At 46.5% G+C, this 16457-nt stretch carries 16 protein-coding genes; 1 reads left to right on the top strand and 15 read right to left on the bottom strand.

The window, feature by feature from the left end; translation table 11 throughout:
- Positions 1 to 217: 217 nt before the first annotated feature.
- The 4 genes from EC604_RS26740 to pth all read right to left on the bottom strand — a co-directional run bounded on the left by EC604_RS26740 (position 218) and on the right by pth (position 6111).
- Positions 218 to 1363 carry a peptidylprolyl isomerase gene (locus EC604_RS26740; RefSeq protein WP_123067057.1) on the bottom strand — a complete coding sequence of 382 codons (1146 nt, stop codon included), beginning with the start codon at positions 1361 to 1363 and terminating at the stop codon, positions 218 to 220.
- Complete coding sequence (gene mfd / locus EC604_RS26745; RefSeq protein WP_123067058.1) at positions 1347 to 4874, bottom strand: transcription-repair coupling factor; 3528 nt, start codon at positions 4872 to 4874, stop codon at positions 1347 to 1349. Before mfd ends, EC604_RS26740 begins: the two co-directional genes overlap by 17 nt.
- Before the next feature lie 334 nt (positions 4875 to 5208).
- Complete coding sequence (locus EC604_RS26750; protein WP_123067059.1) at positions 5209 to 5439, bottom strand: anti-sigma-F factor Fin family protein; 231 nt, start codon at positions 5437 to 5439, stop codon at positions 5209 to 5211.
- A gap of 111 nt (positions 5440 to 5550) precedes the next feature.
- Entirely contained in the window at positions 5551 to 6111 is a 561-nt protein-coding gene (gene pth, locus EC604_RS26755; protein ID WP_123067060.1) for an aminoacyl-tRNA hydrolase, read from the bottom strand.
- A 116-nt stretch (positions 6112 to 6227) separates the two neighbouring features.
- Here pth and EC604_RS26760 point away from each other — a divergent pair, with 116 nt between their 5' ends.
- Positions 6228 to 6428 carry a hypothetical protein gene (locus tag EC604_RS26760; protein WP_090924609.1) on the top strand — a complete coding sequence of 67 codons (201 nt, stop codon included), beginning with the start codon at positions 6228 to 6230 and terminating at the stop codon, positions 6426 to 6428.
- 107 nt (positions 6429 to 6535) lie between these two features.
- Here EC604_RS26760 and EC604_RS26765 read toward each other — a convergent pair whose 3' ends face one another.
- The 11 genes from EC604_RS26765 to EC604_RS26815 form a co-directional block, all read right to left on the bottom strand.
- Positions 6536 to 7489 carry a ribose-phosphate diphosphokinase gene (locus EC604_RS26765; protein ID WP_017691370.1) on the bottom strand — a complete coding sequence of 318 codons (954 nt, stop codon included), beginning with the start codon at positions 7487 to 7489 and terminating at the stop codon, positions 6536 to 6538.
- 99 nt (positions 7490 to 7588) lie between these two features.
- Positions 7589 to 8980, bottom strand: a complete 1392-nt coding sequence (gene glmU / locus EC604_RS26770) for a bifunctional UDP-N-acetylglucosamine diphosphorylase/glucosamine-1-phosphate N-acetyltransferase GlmU (protein WP_429352085.1) — start codon at positions 8978 to 8980, stop codon at positions 7589 to 7591.
- A 355-nt stretch (positions 8981 to 9335) separates the two neighbouring features.
- Entirely contained in the window at positions 9336 to 9620 is a 285-nt protein-coding gene (gene spoVG, locus EC604_RS26775) for a septation regulator SpoVG (RefSeq protein ID WP_017691372.1), read from the bottom strand.
- 188 nt (positions 9621 to 9808) lie between these two features.
- Positions 9809 to 10636: a pur operon repressor gene (gene purR / locus EC604_RS26780; protein WP_090924607.1), complete on the bottom strand. Its 828-nt coding sequence runs from the start codon at positions 10634 to 10636 to the stop codon at positions 9809 to 9811.
- Between the two features lie 97 nt (positions 10637 to 10733).
- Positions 10734 to 11588: a 4-(cytidine 5'-diphospho)-2-C-methyl-D-erythritol kinase gene (gene ispE, locus EC604_RS26785; protein ID WP_123067081.1), complete on the bottom strand. Its 855-nt coding sequence runs from the start codon at positions 11586 to 11588 to the stop codon at positions 10734 to 10736.
- Positions 11589 to 11736: 148 nt separating this feature from the next.
- Positions 11737 to 11913, bottom strand: a complete 177-nt coding sequence (locus EC604_RS26790) for a small, acid-soluble spore protein, alpha/beta type (protein ID WP_090924606.1) — start codon at positions 11911 to 11913, stop codon at positions 11737 to 11739.
- 251 nt (positions 11914 to 12164) lie between these two features.
- On the bottom strand, positions 12165 to 12440 hold the full coding sequence (gene veg / locus EC604_RS26795; RefSeq protein WP_090924605.1) for a biofilm formation stimulator Veg: 276 nt from the start codon (positions 12438 to 12440) through the stop codon (positions 12165 to 12167).
- A gap of 198 nt (positions 12441 to 12638) precedes the next feature.
- On the bottom strand, positions 12639 to 13535 hold the full coding sequence (gene yabG / locus EC604_RS26800) for a sporulation peptidase YabG (RefSeq protein WP_123067082.1): 897 nt from the start codon (positions 13533 to 13535) through the stop codon (positions 12639 to 12641).
- Between the two features lie 57 nt (positions 13536 to 13592).
- Complete coding sequence (gene rsmA / locus EC604_RS26805; RefSeq protein WP_429352078.1) at positions 13593 to 14495, bottom strand: 16S rRNA (adenine(1518)-N(6)/adenine(1519)-N(6))-dimethyltransferase RsmA; 903 nt, start codon at positions 14493 to 14495, stop codon at positions 13593 to 13595.
- 4 nt (positions 14496 to 14499) lie between these two features.
- The gene (gene rnmV / locus EC604_RS26810; RefSeq protein ID WP_123067062.1) at positions 14500 to 15045 is read right to left on the bottom strand and encodes a ribonuclease M5; all 546 of its coding nucleotides are present in this window, start codon (positions 15043 to 15045) and stop codon (positions 14500 to 14502) included.
- A gap of 155 nt (positions 15046 to 15200) precedes the next feature.
- Positions 15201 to 16385, bottom strand: coding sequence for a 3D domain-containing protein (locus EC604_RS26815; protein ID WP_123067063.1), 1185 nt, complete (start codon positions 16383 to 16385; stop codon positions 15201 to 15203).
- Positions 16386 to 16457: the final 72 nt, after the last annotated feature.

Consider the following 16457-nt stretch of genomic DNA (forward strand, 5'->3'; position numbering starts at 1 on the left):
GCTTTGCCGAATATCGTGAATTTACTTTTTTATATAATGATAAAAATGGAATCTCTACTCGTTTTACACTCCATATAAACAAAAAACAAAGCAGGAGAATGAACCGTCGTTCTCTCCTTGCTTTGTTATAGGTTGTCCATATTACGGTGAGTATAACCCGTCTCAGTGAGCTTCTTAGGCTTCTCTGAAATGCAGGTCAGGATCACTGTAAATGAAATTATTTACTGCTTGTACCTTCTTCGGTTTTTGCATCTTTGTCCGTTCCTGTTGTACCTTGATCCGTTTTGGCATCCGTACCTTTGGAATCCGTTTTGGATTCATCTGTTTTCGTACCTTCCGTACCTGTTCCCGTCGTACCTCCTGTTGTACCTTCTTCTTTCTTCTCGGTCTTAGGAAGCTTCACTTCTTTAACGATTTTATCCAGCTCTTTTTGCATAAACGTATCGATTTCTGCAGCAGCCAGCTGACTTTTCAGTGTGTCTTTCTGCTCCGCTGTCAACTTGGAGAAATCTGCTTCTGTGCGAGCTTCCACTTTCATAACGTGGTAACCGTACTCTGTTTCAACAGGATCACTGATTTTGTTCAATGGCAGTGTTTTCGCAGCTTCTTTGAAAGCTTCTACCCAAGTTGAAACAGGTGTATCTTTATACAATCCACCATCGGGTACAGAGGCACTGTCATCCGAATATTTTTTCACTATTTCAGCAAAATCAGTTCCGCCTTCAAGTTTCGCTTTTACTTCTTTCGCTAACTTTAATGCATCTTCTTTCTTACGTTCTTTCTGCGTTTTTGAATCCGTGAATCCGATCAATACGTGACGTACAGAAGCCGTTGTGAACTGATCTTTGTTTTTCTCAAACTCTGCCTTGATCGCATCTTCGGTTACGCCTGTTTCTTTATCTTTGATTACCGTCATGATCCGGGTCATGTAATCTTTGATATTCTGGTCTGTCAAATTTTGATTCTTCAACATTTCAGTCCATTGCTCTGCCTTAACGGAAGCCTTCATTTTGTCGAATTGTTCGGATGCTGTTTTGGCTCCAGCCGTTTTGGCTTCTTCACTTGCTTTGCCACTCAAATATTCATAAGCAATCTCTTGCTTCACCAAGTATTCCTTAAAATCATCCATATCCATCATTTGTGCATACTCCGGATAGAGGAATTTCATAACACGTTGTTCCATGTCGAATTCATTCGCAGTAATTGTGCCACCATCATAAGTAGCTACCACAGCGCTCTTATCTGTCGATTCCGGTGCTTTTGCTTCTTCCTTCTTGCCACATGCAGCAAGCAAGGACAGGGACAGTACTGCTACCATACCTACGGACAGCACTTTTCCCACTTTTTTATACTTTGCTAACATCTTTTAGTTCCCCCTTTGATTTAAAAGCAGTCTTCATGGACTCCAGAAACTTTTCTACCAGCTCCATCAGTTGCTTATCCCCAAGCCCCTTGCCTTTGACATGAATCAGCATATGGGGTCCTTGTTCAAATTGTACACGTCTTTCGAACTGATTTCCAATGTGTGCGATTTTTGACAACTCGAAGGCATGTTCACGTCCTTCGTAAAACTTGACTGTAAGATCATCACCACGCTGCGTGATGGACTCAATGCCATAGATTCTGCCATACACTTTGAGACGGGCCACCGCCATCAAATTGATTACAGCCTCTGGCAAATCACCGAATCGGTCAACCAATTCGTCTTCAAGTTCCATCGCGTCATCAAAGGAAGCAATAACAGCCACCTTTTTATAAATCTCAATCTTCTGAATACTGTCATAAATATAATCAGATGGCAAGTAGGCATCAATACTGAGGTCGAGCGTTGTATTCCACTGATCGGAAGGAACCGGCTCTTCACCAAGCATGGTGACTTTGCGTTTGTTAATCTCTTCCGCCAGCATTTGTGAGTACAGATCAAACCCGACGGAGGCGATAAAGCCATGTTGCTCTGCTCCAAGCAGGTTACCAGCTCCACGGATGGACAAGTCTCGCATTGCAATTTTGAAGCCTGAACCAAGCTCTGTGAATTCCTTGATCGATTGCAGACGCTTCTCAGCAACTTCGGTAAGAACTTTGTCCCGTTGGTATGTGAAATACGCGTAGGCAATTCGATTAGACCGTCCTACCCGTCCACGCAGCTGATACAGCTGAGAGAGTCCCATTTTGTCTGCATCATGCACAATTAGTGTATTTACATTCGGGATGTCCACACCTGTTTCAATGATACTCGTGCTCACCAGTACATCATACTCTCCGTCCAGGAAGTCAAGAATCGTCTTCTCCAGCTCGGTTTCCGTCATCTGGCCATGTCCAACACCCACTTTGGCTTCTGGTACCAGATCCGAGATTTCGGCAGCCATTTCCTGAATGCCTTGCACCCGGTTATAGAGATAGTACACCTGACCACCACGGGCCAGCTCACGCTCAATCGCTTCACGAACAAGCGCCTGACTATGCTCTACCACATAGGTCTGAACCGGAAAACGGTTCTCCGGCGGTGTCTCAATAACAGACAAGTCACGCACACCCAACATGGACATGTGTAAAGTACGCGGAATCGGGGTTGCCGTGAGGGTCAACACATCCACGTTTGTTTTAAGCTTCTTCAGCTTCTCCTTATGTGTTACACCAAAGCGTTGCTCCTCATCGACAATAAGCAGTCCCAGATCTTTAAACACCAGATCCTGCGATAACAAGCGGTGCGTACCAATCACAATATCAACTGTTCCGGCTTTGATGCCTTTCGCTGTCTCATTCTGTTCCTTGCGGGAACGGAATCGGCTAAGGACATGAATGTTAAATGGATAACCAGAGAAGCGTTCACGGAACGTTTCATAATGCTGCTGTGCCAAAATCGTTGTTGGCACAAGCACAGCCACCTGTTTGCCCTCGATCGCCGCTTTGAATGCAGCCCGAATAGCCACCTCTGTCTTGCCGTATCCAACGTCTCCACACAATAAACGATCCATGGGGCGGTTTTGTTCCATATCTTTTTTGATTTCTTCAATTGCGCGCACCTGATCACGTGTCTCATCGTAAGGGAACATATCTTCGAATTCTTGCTGCTCAGCAGAGTCCTTGTCGAACCCGTAGCCTTTGGATGTTTGACGTTCTGCGTACAATTTGATCAGATCATCGGCGATATCCTGAACGGATGAACGAACTTTATTTTTAACCCGTGTCCATTCGTTACCGCCCAGCTTGTATATCTTCGGCTCCTTCTCTTCGGAACCCACATACTTTTGAATAAGATCAATCTGTTCAATCGGAACAGACAATTTGTCGCCGCCTGCATACAGAATGTGCATGTAGTCTTTGTGAATACCGGCAACTTCAAGCGTACCAATTCCAAGGTATTTACCAATCCCGTGATTTTGGTGAACGACATAATCGCCCACTTTGAGTTCGCTATAGGATTTAATGCGCTCCGCATTATCAATGTTGCGAATCGGTTTACGGGCTTTACGCTGTTTCTGCGAGAACATCTCACCTTCTGTAATGACTGCTAGGTGAATGGATGGCATCTCGAAACCAGTTTGCAAGTTACCATTCAACATCTCCGGCTCAGGAATGTCATAATCCTGTAGCACCCGGCGCATCCGATCCATCCGTTCCTCACCATTAGCTAGCATTAAGACCTGAACCCCGGCCTTCTGCCAGCGTTCCATCTCTGCCTTCAGCACGTTCATCTGTCCGTGGAAATCTTGCATGCCCCGGCTTATAAAATTCAGAATATTCTGTGGCTGGGTATGCGGAACCTGCCGCAAAAAGATTGACATAAAGATGGTCTGGAATGGACGCTCATAGAGCAAATCATCCCCATCTGCCGATAACGGCAGATCCGGCAGCGTTTTTCCATTTTGCATCAAGTGCAAATTCCACTCAGACTCATCCCGATCCAGCTGTTTCGCTGTCTCTGACAGCCTTGCAGGCTCATCCATAACGAGAATCGTATCTTCTGGCATATAGTCATAAATCGTTTTATTTTCAGGATAAAGCGGGGAGATGTATTTGTACATTTCCGAAAAATAGACATGCTGGCGCAACAACTCAATCTCCCGGTGCATCTCTTCCCGAAGACGCAACTTTGCTTGGCGATCCGTCATTTTCTCCAGCTGCTGCTCGAGCAATATTGCCGCCGTATCCGCTGCCTTCTCCATACGCTCCCGATCAGCGATTAATTCTTTACATGGCAAAACAGTAATTTCCTCTATCCGTTCAATGGAACGCTGATCCGCAGGGTCAAATGTACGGATGGAATCGATTTCGTCGTCAAATAACTCCACCCGATATGCAATCGATGAAGTTACTGGATAGAAGTCGATAATGCCTCCACGTACACTCATCTCTCCGCGAGATTCAACCCGCTCTACACGTTCATAGCCAAGCGTTACCATCTCAAGCAGGAACGAATCCAGTTGAAGCGTGCTTCCTTGCTTAATCTGGATATGTGCATTAGCCATAACCTCCGGCAGTGGAACATAACGTCTTACGCCAGAAAAGGGAATGACAACAATACCCCTGAATCCCTGGGCGCAGCGAACCAAAACTTCAATCCGTTGAGCGAGTGTCTCTGGACTAGATACAGCCGCTTCAGCAGCTACAAGTTCATTCGCGGGATAGATCAAAACCCGATCTGGTGAAAGCGCTTCCTGTAAATCTTCCGCTATTTTTTGTGCAGCAAACATATTATGTGTCACGACGAGCAATGGTCGATCCATCTCTTGATGCAGCGCAGCCAGCATAATCTGACGAGCCGAACCGGATAGGCCCGAAACCAATTGCTCCTTCATGCCGGAATTGACCCCGGCTGTAATGGACGCAAAGTCCGGATCTTTGGAAAAAGCCTGTATGAGTGCTTGTAACAAAAGGGGCACCTCTCTTATAACTTTCTTGATTATTGATTTATTGCACATAGATGTGCAGCATCTTCGGTCATTGTAATTTTTAAAATTGGATACTTATTCCTTTTTCTCCTGTTTCATCATAAAGGATTACTCCAAACATTTCCACATCTGTTCCTGTAGGGACCACTCCGGATTCAATTACAAGGCTTGAATACCTATAATTCCGTCCCAACTGAAAAGAAGCCTCAGCAGGCTGCCAAGGCTATAAAAAGGCGAACCGCTTTAACTGCGGCCAGTCTCTCTGTCATTTTTCAACGTTCATTCATATCTTCAATACAATCGATGCAGGCTAATACTACTGAAGCGGATTCGCAAGCAGACTCAGCTCGGGATTATGTTCCAGGGCTTCCTTGCAGTAATCACATGTAATCCGGACAGTAATGTCACCACCGGAATTATACGCTATTATATCCCTCCGCTCGTCGGGGGTCAAGAAATGAAAACCGAGCTGCGCTTCTGTGATTTTAGACGAATCAATCTGGCCAATAAAGGTACGGCAATGCCGACATACATAATTCACTGACATAATTATGCCTCCTGAACATGGTTTATACATCCAGTATGCCCAGGTTGTCTGATTCGAAGTCGGTCACTTCAATCTTTTTTCCAGTGTTACTAGCCTTGTTACTGTAGTGTCTCAGCCGTTGAATTTGGCCATCGTTTGCTCGAACGTATTCGTCAAACTATATTCTAGCGCATCGCACGTTTGCTCAATCGTCTGCTCCAGCGCTTCTTTTTCCTTTTTCATGAACGTAGACAGTACATAGTCGACGATGGCATGTCCCGGATCAGGTCTGGATATGCCCATACGAACCCGGTTAAATTGCTGTGTACCTGTGTGCTGAATAATGGACTTGATTCCATTATGTCCACCGGCACTGCCTTGATAACGCAATCGCACCTTGCCGATCTCTGTATCCATATCGTCGTATACAACGATGAGGTCTTCCAGATTCACTTTATAAAAATCCATGTATGCTCGTACCGATTCCCCCGAAAGGTTCATATAGGTCATCGGTTTGATTAGTACCGTTTTGACGCCGCCAATGTTGCCTTCTCCGATCAGTGCTTTACACTTGTTCTGTGTAATCGAAATGTTATGGCGACTTGCCAATCGATCGAGTGCCATAAAACCGATATTATGCCGGGTTTTGGCATAGTTTGAGCCGGGATTTCCAAGTCCGACAATCCACTTCATCTTGTTCCCTCCTTCAAGCATCTATTCGGTGAGGCATAGACTTCGAATGTTATATTTCATATAATATCAGGAAAGTACGTATCGAACATTTATCCACCCAGGAAGGTGAGCGGGTTTTGCGCGAAGATAACGGACAACTGACTCAACATAGTGACTTTATTTATCATCTGGAACACCACGTGCCTGTACAGGTGTACGACCGTGACACCCATATCGAGATTGGAGTGATTACCCGTTTCGATAGTCAATTTGTCGAAATTGCCGATACACTCTTTCACAGACGACGCTTCCGCTTTATTTCCCGCCCGGGATATTAATGCGCCAGCGCGCTTTTTTACCGCACATTAAAAACGGCACGCCGACAGGGGTTACATTTTCCGTTTAACCGGAAGACGTAACCCCTCTACTACTTTATGCAGACATCCTATTCAATTTCAAACAGCTTGCTGATTGACAATTCCTCATGAACCCGGATGATCGCTTCTCCAAGCAATGGTGCTACTGAGAGCACTTTAAGCTTGCTTGTTGGATTTGCATGTGTAATTGGAATGGTATCCGTCACAATGACTTCCTTCAGCGGTGCGTTTTCCAAACGTTCCATCGCAGGGCCAGACAATACCGGGTGAGTACAGCATGCATATACTTCCTTCACGCCGCCTTCCATCAGAGCATTCGCTCCCAGTACAATTGTTCCGGCAGTATCAATGATGTCATCAATCAGAATCGCTGTTTTGCCTTCGATATTACCGATAATATTCATAACTTCGCTGACGTTCGGCTCAGGACGACGTTTGTCGATGATCGCAAGCGGTGCATTCAGGAAGTCAGCCAGTTTACGCGCACGAACCACACCACCGTGGTCAGGTGACACCACAACCGGGTTTTCAATCTGTTTCGAGCGGAAATATTGAGCCAGAATCGGTACGCCCAGCAGATGATCGACTGGAATGTCGAAGAATCCCTGAATCTGCATCGCATGCAAATCCATGGCGATTACACGTGTTGCGCCTGCTTTTTCAATCAGGTTGGCAACAAGCTTGGCCGTAATCGGGTCACGTGAACGCGCTTTGCGATCTTGGCGAGCATAGCCGTAATACGGAATAACAACGTTAATTGTTTTGGCCGATGCACGTTTCAATGCATCAATCATGACCAGCATTTCCATCAGATTGTCATTAACCGGCAAGCAAGTTGACTGCACGATATATACGTGGCAACCACGAACACTCTCGGAGAGTTTCACTTGAATCTCGCCATCACTAAAGCTGGTTGTATGAGATTCACCCATAGGAATCCCGATATAATCAGCAATTTGATGAGCAAGCTTGGGGTTAGAATTGCAAGTAAATATTTTTAATTTCGAGTCAAAATAAGTCATAAAATAAAAACCCTCCGTGCTGGTTCATTGGAATCTATAAGCGTCTGCGACATGTCGGCACCTCCCTGGTAGCGGGAGGCAATTGGTTATCAAAACCCCTTATTCGGGTTTAGCGTTTTGTTTCTTAGCTTTTGCACGTCCGCGGATTTTCTCCGCATAACCTGCTTTGTTTTCCTGACGTGGACGAGCAATCGCCAGATCATTCTCAGGAACTGAATGTGTTACGGTGGAGCCTGCAACGACATAAGCGCCTTTTCCAACCGTGATCGGTGCAATCAAATTAACGTTGCTACCTACAAAAGCATCATCTTCAATGGTTGTTACAGCCTTATTATATCCATCATAATTGACCGTTATTGCCCCGCAACCAACATTTACGTTCTTACCTACCTGTGCATCCCCGATATAACTGAGATGTGACACTTTAGATCCTTCATCAATTGTAGCATTTTTCACTTCAACAAAGTCACCAATTTTTACGTTACGACCTAACTTGGTGCCAGGGCGCAGATTGGCAAAAGGACCTACGGTTGCATCAGGGCCAACTTCTGCCTTGGAAAGCACCGAATGTTTAATCGCGGCACCATCTTGGATGATACTGTCTTCAATATCTGCATGAGGACCGATATGACATGCTTCGCCAATGGAAGTAGTGCCTTTAAGAACGGTTCCCGGATACAGTACGGTATCTGATCCAATCGTAACATCTGCTCCGATATATGTCGATGAAGGATCAATAATCGTTACCCCATTCAACATATGGCGGACAGCCAGACGTTCGCGCATATATGCTTCTGCTTGTGAAAGGGCAAGTCTGTCATTAACTCCGATGGATTCCGCGATATCGTCAGACATATAAGCTTCGACGACTTCACCCTCGCTCTTGAAAATGCCAACAACGTCTGTCAGATAATACTCACCCTGAGCGTTCTGGTTTGTTACCTTCTCCAGTGCCGCAAACAGCTTTGCATTATCAAAGCAATACGTGCCTGTATTAATTTCCTTTACGGCATCCTCTTGCGGTGTGCAATCCTTTTGTTCAACGATTCGCTGTACAGAACCATCTTCCCCGCGGATCACGCGTCCGTATCCCTTAGGATTATCGAGCTCAGCTGTAAGTACTGTAGCAGCTGCGCCGCTTTCCTCATGCAGCTTCATCAGGCCTTCCAACGTTTCGCTGGTAACGAGAGGTGTATCGCCACAGACTACAATCGTTGACCCATGTTCATTGCCGAGCAGGGATTTGACCTGTTTCACGGCATGACCTGTACCGAGCTGTTCCGCTTGAAGTGCGTACTCTGCTCTGGAACCTAAAAATGACTGCACCGCTTCGGCCCCATGTCCGACAACAACTACGCTGCGTTCAACGCCTGCGCGAAGTGCTGCATCCAGCACATGTCCGACCATCGGTTTACCGCATACGGGATGCAGTACTTTGTACAATTTGGATTTCATTCGTTTGCCCTGCCCTGCGGCTAGAACAATTGCCATGCGTTTCAAAATTAACGACCTCCTGTTCTGAAAACCCCATTGAATACCTTACACATTCATCTCCAATGAGAATCATTCAGCCGGCTTCAAGCCGGTCTTGTTCATCGCCTGCTGTCTCTTGTAATCACGCGTAACAACATAGTCACGAGTGTATCATGACCTCATAAGTAACGCCGTGTACCTGCGAGCTTAACTGAATCCCAACGATTCCTAAGATGCCGCTCTGCTACCGAACGCAGGATGCGCTCCGGTTCTCTCTTGAATAAACTCAATACTGAATATATCTTATTCCGATCAAAAAGAAAAGAGAGCCATAAGACATGGCTCTCTTTTCCTTCGAACCCCAATAATGTTCTCAGGCACCTTCTTCAATGACTTCTTCCTCAGTAGCTGCACGATCGTACTCAGTTAATACTGCTGCCTGAATCTTCTCACGCGTACCAGAAGAGATCGGGTGGGCGATATCACGGAACTCTCCGTCAGGAGTCCGCTTGCTCGGCATTGCAACAAACATTCCGTTGTTACCATCGATGACACGAATGTCATGAACGACGAATTCGTTATCGATGGTAATGGATGCGATAGCTTTCATTCTCCCTTCCGAGTTAACGCGGCGGAGTCTGACATCCGTAATTTGCATGTGTGTGTTCACCACCTTTTTCCATCAGAACTTGGTGTATAATTCCACACAGCCTATACGAACTCCTTCTTTTCACGACCATAAAAATATCCTAATTTCAGGAATTTTTTTATTTAATACACAATTCGACAACGTTAGTGCCAGGTCGATGGAAAAGAACCTTTCCCGACATGTAATTCGTCATTATTCTACAGGTCAAAATAGTTACCCGGCGAGACAGAAATGTGTCTGCTCTTGGCATCAACCGCTGTCAGCTTCGCGAGAGATACATAATCCGTCAGCAGACGCTCCTCAGAATCTACGGAACCGGATTCCACCAACACGCCAACTCCCGCCACCGTTGCATTAAACTCCGCAAGCAGATCAATCATGCCTTGAACGGTACCCCCGGCTTTCATAAAATCATCCACGATCAGTACACGGGAATGTTCTTTCATCGCCCGGCGAGATAGGGACATGGTATGCAGACTTTTGTGCGATCCCGATACATAATTAATACTTACGGCCGATCCTTCCGTAGCCTGATGGTCCCTGCGAACGAGTACAACAGGAAGGTTAAGCTGGGCTCCAGTCGCATAGGCTAGCGGGATGCCTTTGGTTTCCACCGTCATGACTACATCAATATTCATATCGCCAAAAGCCGTTGCGAAGATTTTGCCAGCTTCATTCATCAGGGCCGGCTGTCCAAGAAGATCTGACATATACAGATACCCTCCTGGTAAAATCCGATCCGGCTGCGCAAGCTGTGTAGACAGCCGCTCAGCAAAAGCAAGAGCATGTTCTTCCGATACTTTCGGAATCCACTTCACTCCACCAGCAGCCCCTGCCAGCGTATGCAGTTCTCCCGACCCACCTTCTTCGAACACTTCCTTGATAATAGCCAGGTCTTCACTGATGGACGACTTGGCAGCACCATAACGTTCGGCAAATGTGGTGAGCGGAATCACCGTATGTGGTCTGGATAACAAGTATTGCGTCATTTCAACCAGCCTTGCGCTTCGTTTTAACTTCTTCACAGAAATCCATCCTCACGATCACGGAAACATCCAAATCCGAATAATTATTTAAAAATATACCACCTTTATACGTGTTTGTACATTATAAATAGTAAATTTACGTTAACAACCGTACAGCGTATACCTCTTTGCAGAACCCCCGAAGTCCGTTATAAATACGTGCCACTTTGGCTTCTTTGGACACAAGTCCAAATACCGTTGGCCCACTGCCAGACATCAACACTCCGTCTGCTCCAAGACGAATCATCGCTTCCTTGAGATGTTGCACTTCCGGGTACAGCTTGAGCGTCACATCCTCCAGCACATTGCCTAGCTGACGGCAGACCTCTGTAAAGGATTGACTGCGAATAGCCTGCTCCATTCGGGATGCACTTGGATGCCGAACAATCTTGTCGCTGCGGAATCGTCCATATACATCTGCTGTAGACACATTGATTGGAGGTTTAGCTAAAATAACCCAGCATTGAGGCGGGTTCGGAATCGGGGTTAACTTCTCCCCACGCCCGGTTGCCAGTGCAGTGCCGCCTGTAATACAGAACGGAACATCCGAGCCCAGTTCTGCACCCAGTTCTTGCAACTCCTGATCCGGTATATTAAGCTGCCATAGACGGTCTAGTCCACGCAACGTTGCGGCTGCATCACTGCTTCCGCCAGCAAGGCCAGCAGCAACCGGAATTTTTTTGTCCAGATGAATGTGGACCCCTGTGCGTACGTTATAACGTTCCTTAATCAGTCTTGCCGCCTGAAAAGCCAGATTCTTCTCATCCAACGGGATATAACCGGCCTGGCTAGAGATGACAATCGTATCTCGAGGAAGTTCCGACATCTCCAGTCGATCAGCCAGATCAACCATCGTCATGATCATTTCAACTTCATGAAATCCATCACTTCTTTTATGTAGAACATCCAACATCAAATTAATTTTAGCAGGCGCTTTTTCGTAAATTTTCAAGACGTTCACCCGTCCTCACCTTTTCCCTAAGACAACTTAACATATTATATCAAAATGGGGCTGTCAAGTCATTTGTATTCCACATCTATGGGGAAAAAGCGGGGTGATTCCTGAGAATTGCCCCGCTCTCCAATCTGGATGAACCCGATTATGATTTACGCGCTGCTTGCTCAGCCATTTGAATAGCTCGTTTCACCATGTTACCGGCATCCTTGGCTTTAATACCGCCCCATCCTTCTTGTTGAACGGTATCGTAGAATCCCAAATCCTTAGCCAGTTCATACTTCAGTTCCTCCGACATGACACTTCTTCTTCTCCGACTCATGAACCATCCTCCTCCATATCTTATTCAAGACACTATGAGTCCCGGCGATTCGAGATTGTTCATCCCAAGTCTTGGTTCAACTCCCTGCCTTGACAGTGAGCCTCCCCCTGACTTGTTCACATAGTATGCCGCCTGCATTCCGTAGTCATTCCTGCATATGTATGGTTCCATGCTTGTGAGAAACTGAATGTGTATTAAAACAATACAAAAAAGCGACCCACCTAATAGGTGAATCGCCTGTAAACCAATGCTTACGTCTCCATGTTGTAAGAGCTAGTCTCACTGCCCGGGTCAAAGACCATGACTTCCACAGACTCCGTAAGTATATCCGCATAGCTGTATGATACTCGCTTGAAGGTTTCTTGTTCCTCATCAAGCTTTACAATAAAAACAGAAGGGTACGTTTCTTCCAATACACCCGTACGCTCAATCGTCTTACGGCGGCCACCATTAGCCCGCAGCGTAATTTTCTGACCAATATGTGCATCGAGATTGCGTTTGATATCCAACAGCGTGTTTTTAGCCATTGTGGACGTCCACCTCTTTTCTTGTCCATTATACTGTATTTTACAGTCAATGTCAAATCAAAACTAAATATTATATCAGCACTAAAAAGTCGTTGTCAATGAATTTTTTCGCAAAACAAAAAAGCCCTTTTCAGGGCCTTTTTCGAATCGCAATGTGAATTTCACATGACTTCATTATTGTGTTGCCACAGGACTAAATCATACTGCGGATGGATTCACTTTTAGTGTAGATAAATCGTTAAGTCCCGGCACCCCTACCCGGTAACTTCCCTTCGTTTCCACACCGCCAACACCTTGGATGCCGCTAATCGTGTTATGCAGCACATCATTCATGTTTACGGTATCACGAACAGACGTGAAAGAGGCCTTAGCAGCCACGTAGACCGGATCAAGTGCATGGATGAGAATTCGCCCTGGCGAACTAGCAAAGTTCGCACCCGCACGTAGCAGTGCTTCAAAGTGAGACTGACATGCTCCTGCAATAATCGTCAGTGCATCCAAATGACGCTCGTATTGCCTTGCAACCTGAATAGCCGCGACAAAGTTTTGTGAATTTTTATAGCTACCCAGACTGTAGAGGTCATAGGGCTGGCGTGTCCTTAACACACCGTCATGACCAGTAATCACAACGATGTCTGGACGGACTTTGGGCAACAGGCGATATAACGTATCAGCCATCGCTGACTCATGTACATACTGTCCTTCTGCAGGAACACGAAGCTGTTCATACAGGTTCATGCTTTTCTTCAGATAATTCGGGTCACCGTCCAAATGCAGTACCTTGCCGGGCATTTCAAAATAGGCAGGTTCTTGCTGTGCAGTCCATTCTTGCATCAGACCTTCCCGGTTACGCTCAGCCTGCTCCATGCGGTTCTGCTGCAAGCGTGAGAGCGTCTGATGAGCTTTGATATGTGCCTGGCGTGTCTTTGCGCTCTGTGGTTCATAAGGAACCTGTATCAAATCGTTCACCGGGGAGTCTGCCAGCAACCGGAACTCGGTCCCTTTAATGACCGCAGCATCCGACTGGAGTCCTTCTACCCGGAAAGTCACATCGCCGCCGTATGACTTCCGAACGACCAAGTCTCCGATATTCATCACCATTATCACCTCTACCCCATCGTATGGGCAGAGACCCGGATTGGTTCATTGAAATTAAAGCTCGCCGCGAACCCCAGCTTCCCACATCACGGTGCTAAGGGTTGCATACTCCTGTAGACTCAATGTCTCACCACGCCGCGAAGGCTGAATGCCTGCCTGCTCTAATAGGTGATCTGCCTGTTCTCTGTTCTCCTTAGTGAAGAAGCGAGCTTTGAGATTATTGGAGATTGTTTTTCTCCGCTGGGCAAAAGAAGCCTGTACCACCTCAAAATAGTGTGCTTCGTTCGGAACCTGCACTGGGGGTTGCTCACGCACCTTCAGCTTAATTACTGCAGACTCTACATTCGGCTGTGGGATAAATACCGTAGGCGGCACCACACAGACCATTTCGGGCATACTGTAGTACTGCACGGCGATGCTCAAGCTGCCATAATCTTTGGAACCTGGTGCAGCCGCCATTCGCTCGGCTACTTCCTTCTGTATCATGACCACAATGCTATCCACTGGCAACTTTTCTTCCAAAAGCTTCATCATGATCGGAGTCGTTACATAATAGGGCAAGTTCGCTACTACGCTTACCTTATCAACGGAGGCAAAGTCCGTGGCAAATAGTTCTGCCAGATCCAGCTTGAGTACATCTCCATGGTGAACGCGCACGTTAGGGTACGGTTCCATCACTTCTCCAAGAATCGGTAACAGGCGCTGGTCAATCTCAACAGCTGTAACAGGGCCCGCTATACGCGCAAGACGCTCCGTAAGTGCTCCAATACCCGGACCAATCTCCAGCGCTCCCTTAGACTCGTCCAAGTCAGCTGCGCCTACGATTTTGTTCAATATATTTTGATCGATCAAGAAGTTCTGACCCAGACTTTTCTTGAAGGAGAATCCATGCTTTTGAATAATTTCTTTGGTACGTTTGGGTGTCGCTATTTCAATGGTTTGCTCCATATCCTTCATATGCTCACATTCCTTCACGTTCGATTTGCGCTAATGCAGCGGAGAACTCTTCTCTTGTAATCTGAAATACACTCAACCGTTTGTGGAACTGCTTGCCGTTACAATACCCGATACCAAGCAGGTTGCCCATCTCCATACGACGTGCGGCTGCTTGCGGGTGTATGATCAATCCTGCTTCAATGAGGTCCTCCCAATCGATTAGACTCGGTGCCCCCTCATAGGACGTGTGTACGCGAGCCAGTGCATGACGAATCGCTTCCGGAGAAGCATTCTCTACCCCGATATCTCCTTTGCGCGTTGCATCCGCCTCTGGAATGAAGGCATGTTTGCAACCAGGAATCTTATTGGCAATAATTTTACGGATACGCTCTCCCGCATGATCTGGGTCTGTCAGGATAATGACACCGCGTCTCTCTTGAGCAAGAGCAATTCTCTTCAGAATACGCTGATTAATCGCAGAGCCTCCGGTTTCAATCGTATCCGCTTCAACTGCCCGACGAATCGCTACCGTGTCGTCACGACCCTCCACAACAATGACTTCTTTTATCATGTTCCTTTTCTTCCTTTCTAACGCAAAAAGAAGAGGAATATCCTCTTCTCTGCCAAACGGCGGAGGAGACTGAATTCAGACCCCTCCGCCGCATATTCCGCATGAATCATTCATGCAACTATTTTATAGCATTCCCATTTCAAAGTAAAACGATTTTAGTTCGCCTCCGGCTTAACCGGACCAATCACATAGACCGTTTTGCCTTTTTTACGTCCAAAATTCAGGGCATGCTTCACACTGTCATAATAAACATCAATTTTGTTGCCTTTAATAGCGCCGCCTGTATCTTCCGCACGACGGAAGCCGAGGCCCTCAATGTATACCCACCAGCCGATTGGAATGACCTTGGGATCAACTGCAATGGTGCGCCCCTCCGTTACACGTGTACCGGAAGCTGTTTTTGTACCAATACCCGGCTCTTCCGAAGAGTAGGCTGTCATCGATACATTTTTCAAAACTTTAGAGTATTTAAAAGAGTTCCCGGAGACCGTAATCACCTTGCTGCCCGAGGCAGATGTTTTCTTCGAGTTCGTTGTTACAGCTTTTTTGGTAGTTGAAGTTTTGGCCGATACCAATTGAACCTCAGGTTCCTTCACAACCGGTTTAGCCTTCGTACCTACCGCAATCACTTTATCTACACGGTTGGTGGCGACCGTTTTACCTACCACTTTTTTGGAGACGAGTTCTCCATCTTGAAATACCTTTTCGATATGTTGCACAACTGTGCCTTCCTTGCCTTTCACTACAACACGGTTATCCCCTTGGAACAAACTAGGGTCTGCCGTTTTCACAACCTTGTAAGCAATCGGTTGTTTCACATCCACTGTATGCTTTGTTACACGCACTACACGAATCTTCATATCCGCCTTAATTGCGGTTCCGAGCGCTGGATACACTTTATCATGATTTGCAACTTCAATACCTGATTGCTGAATTACACCCTGTACCGATGAATCGGTTGTATAAAGAGTCTTGGTGTCTCCGTCTGCCGTAATGTTAACTGGAACGGCCCGCTCAATAACGATTCGGTCTCCGTCGGTGATCGCCCCATTCATGGGCATGGATACCTTGTCGTGAGGGCTGACTGTGATTGACTGCTCCTCCAGCATTTCCTGAAGCATTCCTGTACGAGTCTCTACCACTTGAGCTTTGCCGTCAATAACCAGTGAAACCTGCTTTCCGGCCTGACCGTAAACGACTAACAAGATCATGATTGCAAGCGCAATTGAGAATATCGCGATCAGTGCCATTTGACGCAAGTTCTCATGCTTCCACCGCAACGCGAAAGACTTACTGGATGATCGTGACTCATGGGTCTCTTCTGGTTGGAATATGCCCACTTCTCCGTCCTCCTTCATAGCCTCGCCGTCTAAAGTAATGCATGATGTCTTTGACGCGACTATAACAATTTT

Source organism: Paenibacillus amylolyticus (assembly GCF_003719335.1).
GTDB lineage: Bacteria > Bacillota > Bacilli > Paenibacillales > Paenibacillaceae > Paenibacillus > Paenibacillus amylolyticus_D.

Excerpts from the sequence above, each read along its gene's own strand:
- rnmV (WP_123067062.1), bottom strand. The coding sequence starts at position 15,045 with ATGATAAAAGAAGTCATTGTTGTGGAGGGTCGTGACGACACGGTAGCG.
- EC604_RS26740 (WP_123067057.1), bottom strand. The coding sequence starts at position 1,363 with ATGTTAGCAAAGTATAAAAAAGTGGGAAAAGTGCTGTCCGTAGGTATG.
- rsmA (WP_429352078.1), bottom strand. The coding sequence starts at position 14,495 with ATGAAGGATATGGAGCAAACCATTGAAATAGCGACACCCAAACGTACC.
- pth (WP_123067060.1), bottom strand. The coding sequence starts at position 6,111 with ATGAAGTGGATTGTCGGACTTGGAAATCCCGGCTCAAACTATGCCAAA.
- yabG (WP_123067082.1), bottom strand. The coding sequence starts at position 13,535 with ATGAATATCGGAGACTTGGTCGTTCGGAAGTCATACGGCGGCGATGTG.
- EC604_RS26750 (WP_123067059.1), bottom strand. The coding sequence starts at position 5,439 with ATGTCAGTGAATTATGTATGTCGGCATTGCCGTACCTTTATTGGCCAG.
- EC604_RS26765 (WP_017691370.1), bottom strand. The coding sequence starts at position 7,489 with ATGACTTATTTTGACTCGAAATTAAAAATATTTACTTGCAATTCTAAC.
- EC604_RS26790 (WP_090924606.1), bottom strand. The coding sequence starts at position 11,913 with ATGAGTCGGAGAAGAAGAAGTGTCATGTCGGAGGAACTGAAGTATGAA.
- glmU (WP_429352085.1), bottom strand. The coding sequence starts at position 8,980 with ATGGCAATTGTTCTAGCCGCAGGGCAGGGCAAACGAATGAAATCCAAA.
- veg (WP_090924605.1), bottom strand. The coding sequence starts at position 12,440 with ATGGCTAAAAACACGCTGTTGGATATCAAACGCAATCTCGATGCACAT.
- spoVG (WP_017691372.1), bottom strand. The coding sequence starts at position 9,620 with ATGCAAATTACGGATGTCAGACTCCGCCGCGTTAACTCGGAAGGGAGA.